This is a genomic window from Cupriavidus sp. AU9028, assembly GCF_019795295.1.
GTDB lineage: Bacteria > Pseudomonadota > Gammaproteobacteria > Burkholderiales > Burkholderiaceae > Cupriavidus.
The window spans coordinates 27,240-44,770 of record NZ_JAIMCG010000021.1; the positions used below are offsets into that span (position 1 = coordinate 27,240).

General features: G+C 68.3%; 13 protein-coding genes. 8 read left to right on the forward strand and 5 right to left on the reverse strand.

What is annotated here, in order from left to right; translation table 11 throughout:
* Positions 1-86 precede the first annotated feature (86 nt).
* The 3 genes from K6V06_RS18850 to K6V06_RS18860 all read left to right on the forward strand — a co-directional run bounded on the left by K6V06_RS18850 (position 87) and on the right by K6V06_RS18860 (position 4,494).
* On the forward strand, positions 87-1,169 hold the full coding sequence (locus tag K6V06_RS18850; RefSeq protein ID WP_222245663.1) for a hypothetical protein: 1,083 nt from the start codon (positions 87-89) through the stop codon (positions 1,167-1,169).
* Positions 1,170-1,263: 94 nt separating this feature from the next.
* Positions 1,264-2,052, forward strand: coding sequence for an SDR family oxidoreductase (locus tag K6V06_RS18855; RefSeq protein WP_222245664.1), 789 nt, complete (start codon positions 1,264-1,266; stop codon positions 2,050-2,052).
* A 345-nt stretch (positions 2,053-2,397) separates the two neighbouring features.
* The gene (locus tag K6V06_RS18860; RefSeq protein ID WP_222245665.1) at positions 2,398-4,494 is read left to right on the forward strand and encodes a gamma-glutamyltransferase family protein; all 2,097 of its coding nucleotides are present in this window, start codon (positions 2,398-2,400) and stop codon (positions 4,492-4,494) included.
* Between the two features lie 190 nt (positions 4,495-4,684).
* On the opposite strand, the gene K6V06_RS18865 is transcribed toward K6V06_RS18860, so the two are convergent.
* Together K6V06_RS18865 and ctaD are read right to left on the reverse strand one after the other, a co-directional pair.
* Positions 4,685-6,646, reverse strand: coding sequence for a S9 family peptidase (locus tag K6V06_RS18865; protein ID WP_222245666.1), 1,962 nt, complete (start codon positions 6,644-6,646; stop codon positions 4,685-4,687).
* A gap of 50 nt (positions 6,647-6,696) precedes the next feature.
* A complete protein-coding gene (gene ctaD / locus K6V06_RS18870; protein ID WP_222245698.1) occupies positions 6,697-8,298 on the reverse strand; it encodes a cytochrome c oxidase subunit I in 1,602 nt (533 codons plus the stop codon).
* Between the two features lie 210 nt (positions 8,299-8,508).
* Here ctaD and K6V06_RS18875 point away from each other — a divergent pair, with 210 nt between their 5' ends.
* Both K6V06_RS18875 and purT read left to right on the forward strand, forming a co-directional pair.
* On the forward strand, positions 8,509-9,030 hold the full coding sequence (locus tag K6V06_RS18875) for a DUF2244 domain-containing protein (protein WP_222245667.1): 522 nt from the start codon (positions 8,509-8,511) through the stop codon (positions 9,028-9,030).
* A 262-nt stretch (positions 9,031-9,292) separates the two neighbouring features.
* Complete coding sequence (gene purT, locus K6V06_RS18880; protein ID WP_222245668.1) at positions 9,293-10,498, forward strand: formate-dependent phosphoribosylglycinamide formyltransferase; 1,206 nt, start codon at positions 9,293-9,295, stop codon at positions 10,496-10,498.
* Between the two features lie 127 nt (positions 10,499-10,625).
* Here the strand turns inward: purT and K6V06_RS18885 are convergent, their stop codons facing one another.
* Positions 10,626-10,970, reverse strand: coding sequence for a thioredoxin family protein (locus K6V06_RS18885; protein ID WP_222245669.1), 345 nt, complete (start codon positions 10,968-10,970; stop codon positions 10,626-10,628).
* 323 nt (positions 10,971-11,293) lie between these two features.
* On the opposite strand from K6V06_RS18885, the gene K6V06_RS18890 reads away from it, so the two are divergent.
* On the forward strand, positions 11,294-12,889 hold the full coding sequence (locus K6V06_RS18890) for a methyl-accepting chemotaxis protein (RefSeq protein WP_222245670.1): 1,596 nt from the start codon (positions 11,294-11,296) through the stop codon (positions 12,887-12,889).
* Positions 12,890-12,980: 91 nt separating this feature from the next.
* Here K6V06_RS18890 and K6V06_RS18895 read toward each other — a convergent pair whose 3' ends face one another.
* A complete protein-coding gene (locus tag K6V06_RS18895; protein ID WP_222245671.1) occupies positions 12,981-13,427 on the reverse strand; it encodes an SgcJ/EcaC family oxidoreductase in 447 nt (148 codons plus the stop codon).
* A gap of 283 nt (positions 13,428-13,710) precedes the next feature.
* Here K6V06_RS18895 and K6V06_RS18900 point away from each other — a divergent pair, with 283 nt between their 5' ends.
* Positions 13,711-15,048 (forward strand): sorbosone dehydrogenase family protein, encoded by a 1,338-nt coding sequence (locus K6V06_RS18900; protein WP_222245672.1) that lies wholly within the window; start codon positions 13,711-13,713, stop codon positions 15,046-15,048.
* 56 nt (positions 15,049-15,104) lie between these two features.
* Positions 15,105-17,168: a TonB-dependent receptor gene (locus tag K6V06_RS18905; protein WP_222245699.1), complete on the forward strand. Its 2,064-nt coding sequence runs from the start codon at positions 15,105-15,107 to the stop codon at positions 17,166-17,168.
* A 9-nt stretch (positions 17,169-17,177) separates the two neighbouring features.
* Here K6V06_RS18905 and K6V06_RS18910 read toward each other — a convergent pair whose 3' ends face one another.
* Positions 17,178-17,516: a 2Fe-2S iron-sulfur cluster-binding protein gene (locus tag K6V06_RS18910; protein ID WP_222245673.1), complete on the reverse strand. Its 339-nt coding sequence runs from the start codon at positions 17,514-17,516 to the stop codon at positions 17,178-17,180.
* Between the last annotated feature and the right edge of the window lie 15 nt (positions 17,517-17,531).

Here is a 17,531-nt window from a genome sequence, read left to right on the forward strand (position 1 = left end):
GCCCGGCCGCTCCAGGGCATGCGCGCCAGCCAGACGCGCGCCACGCCGCCGGCCTCCCATTGTTCACAGGAGAAGGAACCGATCGCATGACCGTCCCCGCCATCCGTCTCGCCACGCTGTGCCTGGGCATGCTGCCCGCCATGCTCGCGGCCGCTGCCCAGGACCAGGGCGCCACGGTGCAGGTGTCAAACCTGAGCACCACCACGACCTGCGCCGAGGAGGACAACGTCTCGTTCGCGCTGTCGGCGCCCGGCATCCAGGCGTTCCGCGTAGCGGCGGTCCATCCGCCCTATATCGGCTCGATCCGCAAGGACAGCTCCGCGCCCGATTTCTCCGGCTGCAATTTCGGCGATACGCCGCACCCCACCGATCCGCGTCATGCCTTCACCCCGCGCAAGGTACGGCTGTACGACGGCAAGGATCTCGCCATCGTCGGCATTACCTTCGACAGCTTCTGGCGCCCGCAGCGGGTGCCGGTGCGCGTGGGTGCGCGCGAGGACAACGGCGGCTTCCATCTGATTCAGTTCTTCGACAAGCGCGTGGTGGCGCGGCCCGGCGGTGGCGGCGCCAACGGTACGCGCGTGGTGGAAACCGAGGTGCTGGTGCTGTATCCGTCCGACGGCTACTGGCGCGCCAAGCCGCTGCCGGCGCCGCACCTGCCGGACAACGCCTACGGGTCCTCCTTCCTGATGGGGCCGGTGGTGCAGGACCTGCGCCCGATCGTCGAGATCTCGCGCATCGACATCGACCCGCTGGCGAAATCGGTCCGTGTCGGTTTCGAGCGCGGCGGCGAGGCCCGTATCGCCCTGGCCGAGGTGAGCCGGCTGCGCACCACGCTCGATGTCAGCTTCGACCCGCCGCTGCCGCCTTCCCCGGCAAAAGCGGCGAAAGCGGTGAAAGCGGAGAAAGGAACGGAGGCGGCCGGCGCCGATCCGCGCACCGCCGTGCCCGCCAACACCTTCGCCATGTTGCGCTCGATGTACGTCACCGAGGACAACGCGGACATGAGCCGCGTGCAGTGGCGCGATGCCGCCGGGCAGCCGGGCGACCTGCCGCTGCCGCAGGTGTCGACGCTGCAGGCGACCGAGGCCCGCTTCGGCCGCACGCTGCCGTCGCGGCACAACACCAGCGCGCCGGATATCGCCTTCGAGCGCTTCAGCGGGCAGTAAGCCGTACCCACCGGACTGGAACATGTCTTGCTCGTGCCCCTGAACGGGCGCGAGCGCCTTCGCGCCGCAACGGCAGCCGCCGAAGGAGAATGCCATGACTGATCCCGCTCGTCCCTTTGCCGTCGTCACCGGCGCCTCCTCGGGGATCGGCTACGAACTGGCGCGCTGCTGCGTGTCGAACGGCTACGACGTGCTCGTCGTCGCCGACGAAGCGGCCATCGATAGTGCCGCCGCCTCGCTGCGCGGCCCGGGCACCGACGTGCAGAGCCTGTGCGCGGACCTGGCCACGCCGGACGGTGTCGGTGCGCTGGTCCAGGCCATTGGCGGTCGTGCCGTGGACGTACTGTGCGCGAACGCCGGGCGTGGGCTTGGCAAGGCGTTCCTGGACCAGGATTTCAAGGACATCCAGCGCGTCATCGAGACCAACGTCACCGGCACGGTCGACCTGCTGCATCGCATCGGCCGCGAGATGCGCAAGCGCGGCAGCGGCCGCATCCTGATCACCGGCTCGATCGCCGGCTTCATGCCCGGCACCTACCAGGCGGTGTACAACGCCACCAAGGCCTTCCTCGATTCGTTTTCGTTTGCGCTGCGGCATGAACTGCGCGACAGCGGCGTGACGGTGACCTGCCTGATGCCCGGCGCCACCGAGACGGAGTTCTTCGACCGTGCCGACATGGCCGACACGCGGGTCGGCCAGGGCAAGAAGGACGACCCGGCCGAGGTCGCGCAGGCGGGCTTCGATGCGATGCTGCGGGGCGAGGGCGATGTGGTCACCGGCTGGCAGAACAAGCTGCGCACGGCGATCGCCAACGTCACGCCGGCCGACCTGCTGGCGGAGCAGCACCGGCGCATGGCCGAGCCGGGAGGCGGTCTGAAGTGAGCGGCGGCGGCGATCCGCCTGGGCCGCAAGGGCCGCCAGGGCGCCCGCGGCCGCGCCAGCCAGTATCCGCGCAAGCCGCCGCGGAGTAAATCGTCAATGGGCAGGATTTGCATCCTGCCCGTTTGCGTACTACGGTCGTAAGGCCGTTCCCTTCCCGCAGACGCGCCCCCCCCCGGGGCGCGCGTCCGTTCATGTCGCCGGGCCAGCCTGCACCGGACCGCGCCGCGGAGGTCGCTGGCCCCGGCATTGTCCGGCCCGTGCTTGCCGCGGTGCCGCTGGCAGTGCCAAGGCCGGGACTCCTGTTGCGTGGCGCGTGCATTGCGCCCCAATAACAGGAGAACCGCCATGCGACAGCCCGACTCCCTTTCCTTGCTGCATTCCTCGACGATCCGGCGCCGCGCGCTGGTTCTCGCCCTGGCCGCGCTGACGCTCGGCGCATGCGGCGGCGATGACGACAGTCCGCCGCCCACGCCGCCGCAAAGCGGAGGCGGTGGGGGCGGCAATGGAGGCGGCAGTAATGGTGGAGGCAGCGGCGGGGGCAGCGGCGGCGGCAATGGCAACGGCGAGCCGCCCGCCATGGCCGGCGGCTGCGAACTGGACGGCACCACCGGCGGCGAGGTGGTGGTGCTGCCCGGAGAGCCGGGCGCGCCGGAGGTGGCGACCGGCTATGCCCCGAAGAAGACCGTCTATGCACGGACCTATATGGCGGTGACCAACAATCCGATCTCCACGCAGGTCGCGTGCCGCATCCTGAAGGACGGCGGCAACGCCATCGATGCCGCGGTGGCCGCGCAGATGGTGCTGAACCTGGTGGAGCCGCAGTCGTCCGGCATCGGCGGCGGTGCCTTCATCATGTACTACGACGCGGCAAGCGGACAGCTGACTGCCTACGATGGGCGCGAGACCGCGCCGGCGGGCGCGGACGAGAACTATCTGCGCTGGAAATCCTCCGGCGACCAGACCGCGCCGGTGCCCAATGCCGTGCTGAGCGGACGCTCGATCGGCACGCCTGGCACCTTGCGTGTCCTCGAGATGGCGCACGACGAGCACGGGCGCGAGTCCTGGTGGAAGCTGTTCCTGCCGGCGGTCAAGCTGGCCATCGACGGGTTTGCGATTCCGCCGCGCCTGGCGGCATCGATCTCCAGTCCCAGCGCCGTGGCGAATATCAGGCGCGATCCGGAGATGGCGGAGTACTTCCTGAACCCCGACGGCACGCCGCGCGCCGTCAACACGATCCTGAAGAACCCGGCGCTGGCCAAGACCTTCACGGCGATCGCGGTGGGCGGCGCCGATGCGTTCTACAAGGATGGCTGGCTCGCGCGCGATATCGTGGCCAAGATCCAGACCAGCTACAACGGCACCACCACGCCGGGTGTCACCACCCTCGAGGATCTGGCCAACTACCAGGCCAAGAAGCGCGAGCCGGTTTGCACGACCTACCGTGACTACGAGGTTTGCGGCATGCCGCCACCGTCTTCGGGTGGCATCGCGGTCGGGCAGATCCTCGGCATCCTGGAAAACTTCAATCTCTCCGAGTATCCCCCGGTCTTCATGGACCAGAACGGCGGCAAGCCGAGCGTCGGCGGCGTCCATCTGGTCGGCGAGGCAGGCAACCTTGCCTATGCCGACCGCAACAGGTACGTGGCCGACACCGACTTCGTGCCGCTGCCCGGCGGCAGCTGGGATACGCTGCTGAACAAGCCCTACCTGGCGCAGCGCGCCGCGATGATCCGTCCCGATCGCGCGATGCCGCTGCCGGCGCCGGCGGGCGAGTTCGGCTCGCTGCCCCTGGCCGCGCCGGTGATCGCCGAACGCGGCACGACGCACCTGTCGCTGGTGGACAAGTACGGCAACGTGGTGGCGATGACCACCACCATCGAGGCGGGCCTCGGCTCCTACCACATGACCAACGGCTTCCTGCTGAACAACGAACTGACCGATTTCAGCGCGGAGCCGTCGATCAATGGGCAGGCCGTTGCCAACCGCGTGCAGGCCGGCAAGCGCCCGCGCAGCTCGATGGCACCGACGCTGGTCTTCAAGCGCGATGCGCAGGGCGCCCGGCAGTTCCATATGACCACCGGCACGCCGGGCGGGGCGACGATCATCCAGTATGTCGCCAAGACCCTGGTTGGGGTGCTCGACTGGAACATGGACGCGCAGCAGGCGGTGTCGATGATCGACTTCGGCTCCAACAACGCCACGATGATCGTCGGCGGCGAGCACCCGAACGTCAACACGAGCACGCCCGCGGGCGGCTTGCCGGGCGACGCCGATCCGCTGGTGCGGGGCCTGCGCGACCTCGGGCATACCGTCAGCGTCAACAACCAGTCCAGCGGCCTGAGCGCGATCGTCAGGCAGACCATCGGCGGGGCGCCGGCGCTGGTCGGCGGTGCGGATCCACGGCGCGAGGGGGTGGTGTTGGGGGACACCTTCACGCCTTGACGCGCCGTTTGCCCTCTCCCCCGGCCCCTCTCCCGCAAGGCGGGCGAGGGGAGCAAACCGGCAGCGCCAGATGAGCCGTCGATGTTTGCCGTCACCTATCGGTGTTCCCCCTCTCCCCTTCAAGGGAAGAGGGCCGGGGAGAGGGGTTGGTCTTCAAACCGCCGCCCCGACCCCCCGCGCTGTCCAAGGTTCAACCCTGTGCCTGTTCCACTGGCTCCGCGATATACCGCTCCAGCCACCGGATCAGCCGGCTGTTCACGTCACGCCGGAACGATGGCAAGCCGCTTTCGTAGAAGTGGTGGTTGCCGCCGGGATACAGCACCATCTCCACCGGCACCGTGCTGTTGCGCATCATCGCCACGAACAGCTCTTCCGACTGCCCGATGCAGCAACGCTGGTCGTCCTTGCCCTGCAGGATCAGCGTCGGCGTGCGCGCCGAGGGCAGATAGGGCAGGGGCGAGAGCCGCCGATAGGTATCGCGCTGCTCGGTCGGCTCACCGAGCATCTCGTAGGGGTCGGAGTAGTAGCCGCTGTCCGAATTGCCGTAGTGCGCTTCGAGATTGATGATGGGGGCGGAGATCACCGCGGCACGGAACCAGTCCGAATTGCCGATGGCCCATGAGGCAAGGTAGCCGCCATAGGACTTGCCGGCAATGGCGATGCGCTCGTCCGTGAGCTTCTCGTTGCGCAGCGTCTCGATCGCCGCGAGATGCTGGGGCAGGTCGAGTTCGCCCCAATGCCCGCGCAGCCGCTCCGCGAAGCTGTCCTCGTAGCTGCTCGACCCGACCGCGTTCAGCGACAGGATGCTCCATCCGCGCGAGCACAGGACATGCCAGTACACATGCGACGTGAAGGCCAGCAGCGTATAGCTGCTCGGTCCGCCGTGGGCATTGACCAGCAGCGGTCCGGGGCCGGTCGCATCCGGCGGGCGCATCAGCCAGCCCTCGATCTGCTCGGTGCCGCCTTGGCCGTCGGGGACGTCGAACTGGCGCAGGGAGACTTCGGGCAGCGTGCGCTCGTTCCACCATGGGTTCAGCGCAGTGATCTGCGCGCCGTTGCCGCCGTCGAGGTCGCAGCTGTACAGCTGGTTCGGGGACGACAGCGATTCGGCAAGATAGACCAGGCGGGACGCACTCCTTGCCAGGCCGCGCACATGTTCGAGCTCGCCCGCGACCTTGCTGTACTCCCCGTCCGGTACGCTGACGCGGCCCACCTCCTGCAGCCCGCGCCGCGCGGAGATCAGGTACAGGGAGCGGCTGTCGTCGGACCAGCGCAGCATGCATTCCGGAGCCAGTTCCAGCGAGGGGCAAAGCCGGCGCACGCTGTCGTCCTGCCGGTCGATCAGCCACAGGCGAAGGCGGGCATCGCCCTCGTCGGCGCCGCCCAGGCACGCCAGCCAGCGTCCGTCGGACGAAACCGATGGGGCGCTGCCGGTGCCGATCTTGTCGGTCAGCTGGCGCGGCGCGAAGCCGTCGGCGCGCATGGTCCAGATGTCGCTGCGATGGGCCGCGCGCGCCGAACGGGTGCGGGCGTAGACGATCGACTGGCCGTCCGGCGCCCATTGCGCCTGCTCGACATTGAACGAGCCGCGCGTCAGCTGGGTGGTGTTGCCGCTTGCCAGGTCCAGCGCGAACAGGTGCGAGCGCTGACGCAGCGCGTAGCCGCCGTTGTCGGACTTGTACGGCAGTTGCCACACCACCTCCGGCCCCCCGTCTTCCAGCGGTCCGGACTGGCCCTGGTAGTCGTCCTCCTCGATCGGCACGTTGGCCGTGACCAGCAGCCTGTCCCCCGAGGGCGACCAGCTGACGCTGACCGCGCCCATCGCGAAGAACGACAGCTGGCGCGCTTCGCCGCCATCGTGGCGGATCACGAACGGTTGCGGCGCGCCGCCGGACCGGCTGGACAGGAACGCGATCCGCTCGCCGTCGGCCGACCACATCGGCGCCGTATCCAGCGCCGTGCCCGCTGTCAGCTGCCTGGGCGGCTGTTCCCCGGGGCGGGTCGGATAAAGCCAGATCGCGCAACCGTAGCTGTCGCTTTCCTTGTTCACCGTCTCGACGGTGCAGGCCACCATCTCGGAGGCAGGGCTGCACTCCATCGACATGATGCGCTGATACTGGAAGAGGTCTTCGACCTCGAAGGGGGTGGCCATGTCGATTCGCTTGTCGTTGGATGTGGGCCTGGCGCCATGGGCGCGCAGGGTCAGTGCAGTTGCGGCGGCTTCTCGAAGGTGTGGAAGGGTGCCGGCGACGGTACCGTCCATTCCAGCCCCTGCGCGCCTTCCCACGGCGATTCCGGTACGCGCTCGCCGCTACGAATGCACTTGAGCACCACATACAGGAACAGCAACTGCGAGAAGCCGAACACGAAGGCGCCGATGGTCGACAGCGCGTGGAAGTCGGTGAACTGCGGCGCGTAGTCGACGTAGCGCCGCGGCATGCCGGCCAGCCCGAGGAAGTGCATCGGGAAGAAGGCCACGTTGAACGAGATCATCGAGGTCCAGAAATGCCACTTGCCCAGACGCTCGTCGTACATGTGGCCGGTCCACTTGGGCAGCCAGTAATAGGTGGCGGCAAATAGCGCGAACAGCGAGCCGGCGACCAGCACGTAGTGGAAGTGCGCCACCACGTAGTAGGTGTCGTGCACCTGGATGTCGATCGGCGTCATCGACAGGATCAGCCCGGTGAAGCCACCCATGGTGAAGACGAAGATGAAGCCGATCGCCCACAGCATGGGCGTCTCGAAGGTCAGGTTGCCACGCCACATGGTGGCGATCCAGTTGAAGATCTTCACCGCGGTCGGCACCGAGATCAGCATCGTCGCGTACATGAAGAACAGCTGGCCGACCACCGGCATGCCGGTGGTGAACATATGGTGCGCCCAGACGATCGAGGACAGCACGGCGATCGCCGCGATGGCGTACACCATCGACGAGTAGCCGAACAGCGGCTTGCGGGAGAACGCCGGCACCACCTGCGAGATGATGCCGAACGCCGGCAGGATCATGATGTAGACCTCGGGATGCCCGAAGAACCAGAAGATGTGCTGGTACATCACCGGATCGCCGCCGCCCGCGGCGTTGAAGAAGGCGGTGCCGAAGTGGCGGTCGGTCAGCACCATCGTCACCGCGCCGGCGAGGATCGGCATCACCTCGATCAGCAGGAAGGCGGTAATCAGCCAGCTCCAGCAGAACATCGGCATCTTCATCAGGCCCATGCCCGGTGCGCGCATGTTCAGGATGGTGACGATGATGTTGATCGCGCCCATGATCGACGACGCGCCCATCAGGTGCAGCGCGAAGATCGCCATGTCCATGCCCACGCCCATCTGCACCGATAGCGGCGCATAGAGCGTCCAGCCGGCCGCGGTGGCCCCGCCGCCGGCGAAGAACGATCCGATCAGCAGCAGCGCGGCCGGGGGCAGCAGCCAGAAGCTGAAGTTGTTCATCCGCGCGAACGCCATGTCGGAGGCACCGATCATCAGCGGAATCTGCCAGTTCGCCATGCCGACGAAGGCCGGCATGATGGCGCCGAACACCATCACCAGGCCATGCATGGTGACGAGCTGGTTGTACAGCTCGGGCCGCATGAACTGCAGGCCGGGCTGGAACAGCTCCAGCCGCAGCAGCAGCGCCATCACGCCGCCGGCCATCAGCATCGCGAAGCTGAACCACAGGTACATGGTGCCGATGTCCTTGTGGTTGGTGGCGAACAGCCAGCGGCGCCAGCCCTCCGGATGCCCATGGGCATCGTGCGCATCGTGCGGGTGATCGAGCGGAAGATCTCCGGAAGGAGCGTGCGGCATTGGACGGGGGTGCGCGGCGGGCGTGGTGTCCATGAGCGGTCTCCTGCCGAAGGGTGGGGGCGCTGCGTACCGCGACCTGGAAAAGGAAGCGGGACAGCACCGGGGCAAAGCGGGGATAAAGCGGCTCTGCTTGAAGCAATCGATATGCCCGCGAGGCGCCGGCGCCACGAGGAGCGGCATCTCCGTCGGGGTGCGCCGATGGCACGCCGCTTGCGCCTGCGCTTGCCGCTTGGCAAGGCACGGGGAGGCGGCATGTCCGATTGGTTGATGCGCAAGAACTGCGCGCTGACGCCGGCGCAGACAATGGCCTCCTATGGCGCGGCCAGCGTGCTGGTGCTCGGCGTCGCGTCGATGTTCGTCGCGCTCGGCCATTGGCCGGTGCTGCCGTTCGCGCTGGGCGAACTGCTGCTGATGGGGGCGATCCTGCTGCGCTATTGCCGGCACGCGCGCGACTTCGAACGGGTCAGCGTCCGCGACGGCGTGCTGATGGTGCAGGTACGCGACGGGGAGCATCTCGTCGAGTGGCAGGCGATGGCGGCTTTGGTGCGCTTCGAGCCGTATGAGCCGAGCGGTCTGATCGTCATGCACTACGGCGGCAGGACGTTCGAGGTGGGCCGTCATCTGCCCTGGCCCCAGCGGCCCGCCTTCGCCGAATCACTGCGACGCGCTTGCCGCGCGGGCCTCGCCGGGCCATCTGCGACGATGGATACATTTGCGCATCGCTACCGGTAAGGATTGCGCGCCGACGTGGCATGTCCTGCGATCGGCTTGCTCCCCTCGCCCGCTTGCGGGAGGGACCGGAGGAGAGGGCGACCCGAGCCGCGGCCCTCGGCACCACCGTTCTTCTCCCCTCGCCCGCTTGCGGGAGAGGGGCCGGGCGAGAGGGTAACGGCGTCCAGCATACCGCCACGGCGCTGGAAACCGGGAAGGTGTGCCAGCAGCCTCCACCCCCGCGCACGGTAGAATCTCGCCTTTTCCGTCACGCGAGCGCAAGATGACCACACTAGGAACGCCTCTCTCCCCCAGTGCTACCAAAGTGATGCTGCTGGGCTCCGGCGAACTCGGCAAGGAAGTGCTGATCGCGCTGCAGCGCCTGGGCGTCGAGACCATCGCGGTGGACCGCTACGACAACGCGCCGGGTCATCAGGTGGCACATCACGCCCGTACCGTGACGATGACCGATGGCGAGCGCCTGCGCGCCCTGATCGAGGCCGAGAAGCCGGACCTGGTCGTGCCGGAGATCGAAGCGATCGCCACGCCGATGCTGGAGCAGCTGGAAGCCGAGGGCAAGGTGCGCGTCATTCCGACCGCTCGCGCCGCGCGCCTGACGATGGACCGAGAAGGCATCCGCCGGCTCGCCGCCGAGACGCTGGGCGTGCCCACCAGCCCCTACCGCTTCTGCGACTCGCTGGAGGAACTGCGCGCGGCCATCGACGGTGGAATCGGTTATCCGTGCATCGTCAAGCCGGTGATGAGCAGCTCCGGCAAGGGCCAGAGCAAGATCGCGGGTCCGCAGGACATCGACGCCGCATGGCGTTATGCGATGGAGGGGGGGCGGGTCAGCCAGGGTCGCATCATCGTCGAGGGGTTCATCGACTTCGATTACGAGATCACCCTGCTGACCGTGCGTGCGCGCAACGCGGCAGGCGAGATCGAGACGGCCTTCTGCGAGCCGATCGGCCACCTGCAGGTCAGCGGCGACTATGTCGAGAGCTGGCAGCCCCAGCCGATGTCACCGGCCGCGCTGGACCGTGCACGGGAGATTTCCGCGGCGGTGACGCAGGCACTGGGCGGACAGGGCCTGTTCGGCGTCGAGCTGTTCGTCAAGGGCGACCAGGTCTGGTTCAGCGAGGTCAGCCCACGCCCGCACGATACCGGCATGGTCACCATGGCCACGCAGTGGCAGAGCGAGTTCGAGCTGCATGCGCGGGCGATTCTCGGGCTGCCGGTCGATACCAGCCTGAAGACCCCCGGTGCCAGCGCGGTGATCTATGGTGGCGTGCAGAGCCAGGGGGTGGTGTTCGACGGTGTCGATGACGCGCTGCAGGTGCCCGGCTCCGATGTGCGGCTGTTCGGCAAGCCGGAAAGCTTCGAACGCCGCCGCATGGGCGTGGCGCTGGCGCGCGCCGCCGACGTGGACACCGCGCGGGAACGGGCGAAGGAAGCGGCCTCCCGCGTTCGCGTCCGGGTTCCGGACTAATTGTTACGCCTGCGCTCGCCCCACGGTTTGCTCCCCTCGCCCGCTGGCGGGAGAGGGGCCGGGGGAGAGGGCGATCGAAGCCTGGAACTGCTGACGACGGACACCTGCCCGCTGCCCGATATCGCCCTCAACCCACCCCGCCTTCCCCCCGATCGATCGCCCGCATCGCCGCCGCGATGTCATCGGCACTGTCCGGGCGCACCAGTCTTCCCACCTCCTTGCCGTCGCGCAGGAAAATCAGCGTCGGCCACAGCTTCACCCGGAACGAGCGCCCCAGCGGCTGGCCCTTGCCGTCTTCCACCTTGATATGCCGCACCTGCGGGTGCGCCTCGAATGCGGCGGCGATCAGCGGCTGCGCGCGCATGCAGAAGCCGCACCACGGGGCGCCGAACTCGAGGACCGCGGCGCCGGGCAGCGCGTCGATGTCCTCGCGTGGCGGTTCGGTTGCCATATAGGTATCGGTCATGGCCATCTCGGTCTCCTGTCGTGATTGCGATTCTCGCGCCTCTTGCAAGAGGACAAAGGATCATGTCGCGCGTCCATGCGAGATTCGGGCCAAAAGCGCGGTCCTCCTGCAAAGAAAAGCGCGCTCTCTGGCACTTTACCATCGGTGAATCCGGCGGTTGAGCCCACGGCAAGCGCCGTGCCGTCGACTTGCGCGGCCGTTCACCGAATATCACTCAAGTGTTACAGGGCGCTGACGTAAACCCTAGGCAGGCGGCTGCCCTTATTCCGCCCACCAAGGCCGCCAAACAAGGTTCCCGGTCTACGCAAACGTCTTTTCACCCATTCATCATGAACATCAGTCAACGCCTGCTATTAACGCTGCTTCTTTCGCTGGTCGGGCTCGTCAGTGTCGGTTTCGGCGGCCTCTGGCAGCTGCAACAGGCGGAACAACGGCTTGAATACTTCAACGAGAACACGCTGGCCAGCGTGCGTCGCCTCAACGCGCTGAAGGACACCACCACCGCAATGCGCCTGTCGCTGTACCGCCATGCCCTGACAGTGGACACGGCGACCAAGGAGGAAGCCGAGCGCGACATGGCGGCGGCCGTCCAGCGTTTCGAGGAGATCCTGGGCCGCTACGAGAAGGAAGACGTTTCCAACGAGGAAGACCGCAAGCTGGTGGTGGAGGATCGCGAGGCGCTGGCACGCTATCGCGCCCATCACGCCGCGCTGTTCGACGTGTCGCGCGTCAACGACCGCAACAGCGCAGCCGACATGCTGGCATCCAGCCAGCTCAGCAAGGACAGCCTGGCGTTGCGCCAGCAGATCGACAAGCATCTGGAATTCAATACGAAGATGGGCGACGCCGCGGTGGAAGAGAACCGCCGTGCCGCCAATACCGCGCTGACCGTGCTGCTGACCGCCATCGTCGCCACCGCGGCGATCGTCGGCGTGCTGGCGCTCGGTCTGTATCGCCGCATTCGCGGCAGCCTGGCCGAGATCCAGGGCGCGATGTCGCACATCCGCAATTCGCTCGATCTGACCCACCGCGTGCCGGTCGATCGTCGCGACGAGATCGGCATCACCGCCGAGAACCTGAATGCGCTGCTCGAGCGCGTGTCGTCCGCCATGCGCGAGGTGCGCCAGTCCAGCGATTCCGTCAGCGTGGCGGCACGCCAGATCGCTGCCGGCAATACCGACCTGTCCTCGCGCACCGAGCAGCAGGCCGCGTCGCTGGAAGAAACCGCATCGAGCATGGAAGAGCTGACCGCGACCGTGCGCAACAACGCCGACAGCGCACGCCAGGCCAGCACCCTGGCTACCAATGCCGCCGAAGTCGCGCGCAACGGTCATGCCGCCAGCGGCGCGATGGTGCAGACCATGGGCGCGATCAGCGACAACTCCAATCGCATCGCCGAGATCACCGGCATGATCGAGGGCATCGCCTTCCAGACCAACATCCTGGCACTGAACGCCGCCGTGGAAGCGGCGCGGGCCGGCGAGCAGGGCCGCGGCTTTGCCGTGGTCGCGGGCGAGGTGCGCACGCTGGCGCAACGCTCGTCCAGCGCCGCCAAGGAGATCAAGGAGCTGATCGACGCCTCGGTCGATACCGTGCGCACCGGCTCGAACCAGGCCGAAGGCGTGGGCAAGGCGATGGACGAAATCCAGCAGGCGGTGCGCCACGTCTCCGACATCATCGGCGAAATCGCCGCGGCCACGGGCGAGCAGAGCCGCGGCATCGAGCAGGTCAATCAGGCGGTCAGCCAGATGGACCAGGTGACCCAGCAGAACGCCGCGCTGGTCGAAGAGGCCGCCGCCGCTGCGCAGTCGCTCGACGAGCAGGCCGCGCGGATGCAGCAGACGGTCGCATCGTTCCAGCTGGGGCACGAAGGTCGGGCACCGGGACGGTCGGCTGGCTCCGCGCCGAAGCTGGCGCTGGCCTGATCGCTACCGGTTGACGCCGCGGGCGGGGAGAGGGCAGCGCCCCACCCGCTCCCCCCACACCCCACACCCGACACCCCGCACCCCGCACCCCTCACTCCCCCTCCACCGCGATCGGCACCACGCGATCCGTCATCGGATCGAACGGCAGCGAGCCGTGCTCGTGGAACACCTTCCAGCTTCCCGCTTCCTTGCGCAGCGCAATCGTGATGCGCAGCCAGCTTGCGCCCGCCGGATGCTGCGGCTCGTCCACCGGCGCGATCCGGCTCAGGCAATGGCATACCGCGACATCCTGGCCGACCTGCAGCGATACCGCGCGCCGCTGCGCCTCGAAGCGGGCCGGCAGATAGGGAAAGCACGCTTCCCAGCTGGCCCGGTATGCCTGCGGGCCATGCATCACCCATGGCGGCTTGACGTCGAACAGGGTCGCGTCGTCCGTGTACATTGCGCTCATGGCGGCGGCATCGCGCCGCTCCAGCGCATCGGCCCATTGGTCCATCAACCGCAGGATCGCATCGGCATCGTTCGATGAGGCTGACATGACAGCTCCTTGCAAAGTCATCGTCGGGATCGACGGAAGCGGGCAGCCGGCTGGCCCGGACCAGCCGGCGAAAAGCCGCATCCTTGCTGATTGATCGAATGGCAGCGCGTCAAATCGACATCGAAGAGCGCGCGACGGATGCGTTCGCCCCTGGCGGCGCCCCGGTCGATGCCTTGCAGTGATTTGTAGGACACAAACCAGCCCACCGATCGGTCGTGTGCCGACAGCGGTCCACGGCGGAAACCGGATACTGGCGGGGCGATAGAACCTCGAGGAGCGCGAGATGAGAAGGCTGTCCCTGATTGGCATCGTCGCCATCGCCGTCCTGGCCGCTGGCGGCTGCATCTTCCTCGGCATCAGCGAGAAGGCGACCCTGAGCGTGGCGCAAGGCACCGGTCCGGCGCCGACGCTGCCCGAGCCGAACAAGACGCTGCTGCCGACCGTCAACATCGCGCCGGCGGTCGGCTGGCCGGAGGGCACCACACCCACGCCGGCCAATGGCCTGGCGGTGACCTCGTTCGCCGCAGGCCTGGACCATCCGCGCTGGCTCTATGTCCTGCCCAACGGCGACGTGCTGGTCGCCGAGTCCAATGCGCCGCCCAAGCCGGAAGGCAGCGGCGGCGGGCTGAAGGGCTGGATCACCGGGATCGTGATGAAGCGCGCCGGCGCGCGTACGCCCAGCGCCAACCGCATCACGCTGCTGCGCGATACCAATGGCGACGGCGTGGCCGACCACCGCTCGGTGTTCCTGGAAAACCTGTACTCGCCGTTCGGCATGACGCTGGTGGGCAACGACTTCTACGTCGCCAACGCCAATGCGCTGATGCGCTACTCCTACCGGCCCGGGGCCGACCGGATCGACGCGCCGGGCGAGAAGGTGGTCGACCTGCCTGCGGGCCTGAACCACCACTGGACCAAGAACGTGATTGCCAGCCGCGACGGCAGCAAGCTGTACATCACCGTGGGCTCGAACAGCAATGTCGGCGAGAACGGCATGGAAGCGGAGGAAGGGCGCGCCGCGATCTGGGAACTGGATCGCGCCAGCGGCAAGATGCGGCCGTTCGCCACGGGTTTGCGCAACCCGAACGGGCTGGACTGGGAGCCGCAGACCGGCGCGCTGTGGACCGCGGTCAACGAGCGCGACGAGATCGGCAGCGACCTCGTGCCGGACTACATTACCTCGGTCAAGGACGGCGGCTTCTACGGCTGGCCCTACAGCTACTGGGGCGGCAATGTCGATGCGCGCGTCAAGCCGCAACGCCCGGAGCTCGTCGCGCAGGCGATCGCGCCGGACTATGCGCTCGGCCCGCACACCGCCTCGCTCGGCATCGTCTTCGGCGAGCGCGTCGGGCTGCCGGCGCCGTATCGCGAGGGCCTGTTCGTCGGCCAGCACGGCTCGTGGAACCGCAAGCCCAAGAGCGGCTACAAGGTGGTGTTCGTGCCGTTCCAGGGCGGCAAGCCGGCGGGCGAGCCGGTCGATGTGCTGACCGGCTTCCTGGACGACAAGGAGCAGGCCCGCGGCCGTCCGGTCGATGTCAAGGGTGATGGCCGTGGCGGGCTGCTGGTCACGGACGACGTGGGCAACCGCATCTGGCGCGTCAGTGCCGCGGCCGGGCAATGATGCTGCGAACGAGCAGGCGGGGCGGGCAGGGGGGCTGGCTGACGGCCCTGGCCGCCATGCCGGCCGCGATGCTGACGGCGGCGCCGGGCGGCGCGCAGGAGGTGGGCGCGCCGGCGGCAACGCTCAAGCCCGTCGTCGTCACCGCCACGCGCTTCGAAGCGCCGGGCTTCGACGTGCCTGCGTCGGCCGACGTCGTGACCGGCGTCGCGCTGCGCGATGCGCGGCCGCAGTTCAGCCTCGCGGAAGGGCTGAGCGGCGTGCCCGGCCTGCTGGTGCGCGAACGCCAGAATCAGGCGCAGGACCTGCAGATGACCATCCGCGGCTTTGGCGCGCGCTCCAGCTTCGGCGTGCGCGGGCTGCGGCTCTATGTGGACGGCATCCCCGCCACCATGCCGGACGGGCAGGGGCAGACCTCCAATATCGACATCGCCTCGATCGACCGCATCGAGATATTGCGGGGCCCGGCTTCGGTGCTGTACGGCAACGCGTCGGGCGGAGTGGTGCAGGTCTTCACCGAGCCCGGCGCCCGCCCTCCCACGGTGGAGGCCAGCGCCGCCGCCGGCAGCGAGCGCACCTTCCGCTACGGCGTGAAGGCCAGCGGTGCCCCCGCGGAAGGCGAGCCGGGCCTGGACTACCTGCTCAGCGCATCGCGCTTCACCACCGACGGCTACCGCGATCACAGCGCCGCGCGCAAGAACCTGGGCAATGCACGGCTGGGCTGGCGTCCGGACGACCGAAGCCGGGTCACCGTGGTGGCCAACGCGGTCGACCTGACGGCGCAGGATCCGCTTGGCCTGACGCGCGAGCAGTTCGACAGCGACCCGCGTCAGGCGCCGCTGGCGCGGCAGTACAACACGCGCAAGACGGTGCGCCAGGCACAAGGTGGCCTGCACTATGCGCGTGACATCGATGGCGACAATGCGCTGGCCGCGATGCTGTACTTCGGCCAGCGCGACACCACGCAATTCCTGTCCGTACCGGTCGCGGCACAGCGCAATCCGCTCAATGCTGGCGGCGTCATCGATCTGTCGCGCGACTATGGCGGCGCGGATCTGCGCTGGACGCACAGGGCCGAATTCGCAGGCAAACCGCTGACGCTGATCGGTGGGCTCGCCTACGACAGGATGCGCGAGACGCGCCGAGGCTACGAAAACTACACGGGCGATCCGTCCGCGCCGGTGCTCGGCGAGCACGGCCGGCTGCGCCGCGACGAGCGCAATACCGTGTGGAACTTCGACCAGTACCTGCAGGCGGCCTGGGAGCCGGCACCGCGCTGGCTGCTTGAAGCGGGCGTGCGCCACAGCACCGTGCGCTTCTCCACCGGCGATCGCTATGTGCAGGGCGCCAATGGCGACGACAGCGGCGGCGTGCGCTACGACCAGTGGCTGCCGGTGGCGGCGGTGCGCTACCGCGCCACGCCGACGCTGAACCTGTACGCCAGCGCCGGACGCGGGTTCGAGACGCCGACGCTGAACGAGCTGTCCTATCGCCCCGATGGCGCGCCCGGCATGAACTTCAACCTGCGGCCGGCGACCAGCACCTCTACCGAAGTCGGCGCCAGGCAGCAGCTCGCCGGTGGGCTGCTGACGGCCGCGCTGTTCCAGATCCGCACCGACGACGAGATCGCCGTGGCCAGCAGCAGCGGCGGACGCACGACCTATCGCAACGCCGGCCGCACCCTGCGCCAGGGCCTGGAAGTCGGCTGGAGCGGCTCGCCCGGGGGTCACTGGCAGGCCCAGTTCGCCTACAGCTTTCTCGATGCGACCTTCCGCGATAGCGAAAGTCGCCTGCCCGGCACCGCGCGCCACGCGTTGTACGGCGCGGTGGGCTGGCAGCCGCCACGCGGCTTTCGGGCCGGCGCCGAAGTGCGCGTGCTGAGCGCGACCTTCGTCGACGACGCCAACAGCGACCGCGCGCCGTCGTATGCGGTGGCGGGGCTGTGGGCGGGTTACGTGCTGCCACTGGGCCGCTGGACCATGACCGCCTTCGCCCGGGTGGACAACCTGTTCGACCGGCGCTATGCCGGCTCGGTGATCGTCAACGAGAGCAACGGGCGGTACTTCGAGCCGGCCCCCGGTCGCAGCGGCAGTGCGGGCGTCACGCTGTCCTATGCGTTCTAGGCGCGCGTCTCAGCCGGCGCCGCTTTCCGCCGCCGCGGTGGCCGACCCCGATCGTGCGGGTGTGCGCGGCTCCCACGACACCGCGATGTCGCCCTGCACGAAGGTCTGGCAGGCGAGCCGGTAGCCCTCTTCCAACTCGTCGGCGGAGATCAGCTTGCGCTCCTTGGCCTTGATGTCGTCGGTATGCTCGCGGCCGCTTTCGATGCGGCACTTGCAGGTTCCGCAGAGGCCGCCGCCGCACTTGAAGGGGATGCCGCCCTGCTCGCGCAGCGAGACGCGCAGCAGGTTGCTGTTCTCCGGCGCGGTGGCGACCTTGCCCTGGTTGGTCAGGAAGGTGATCTGGATCATGGTGATGACAGGGTG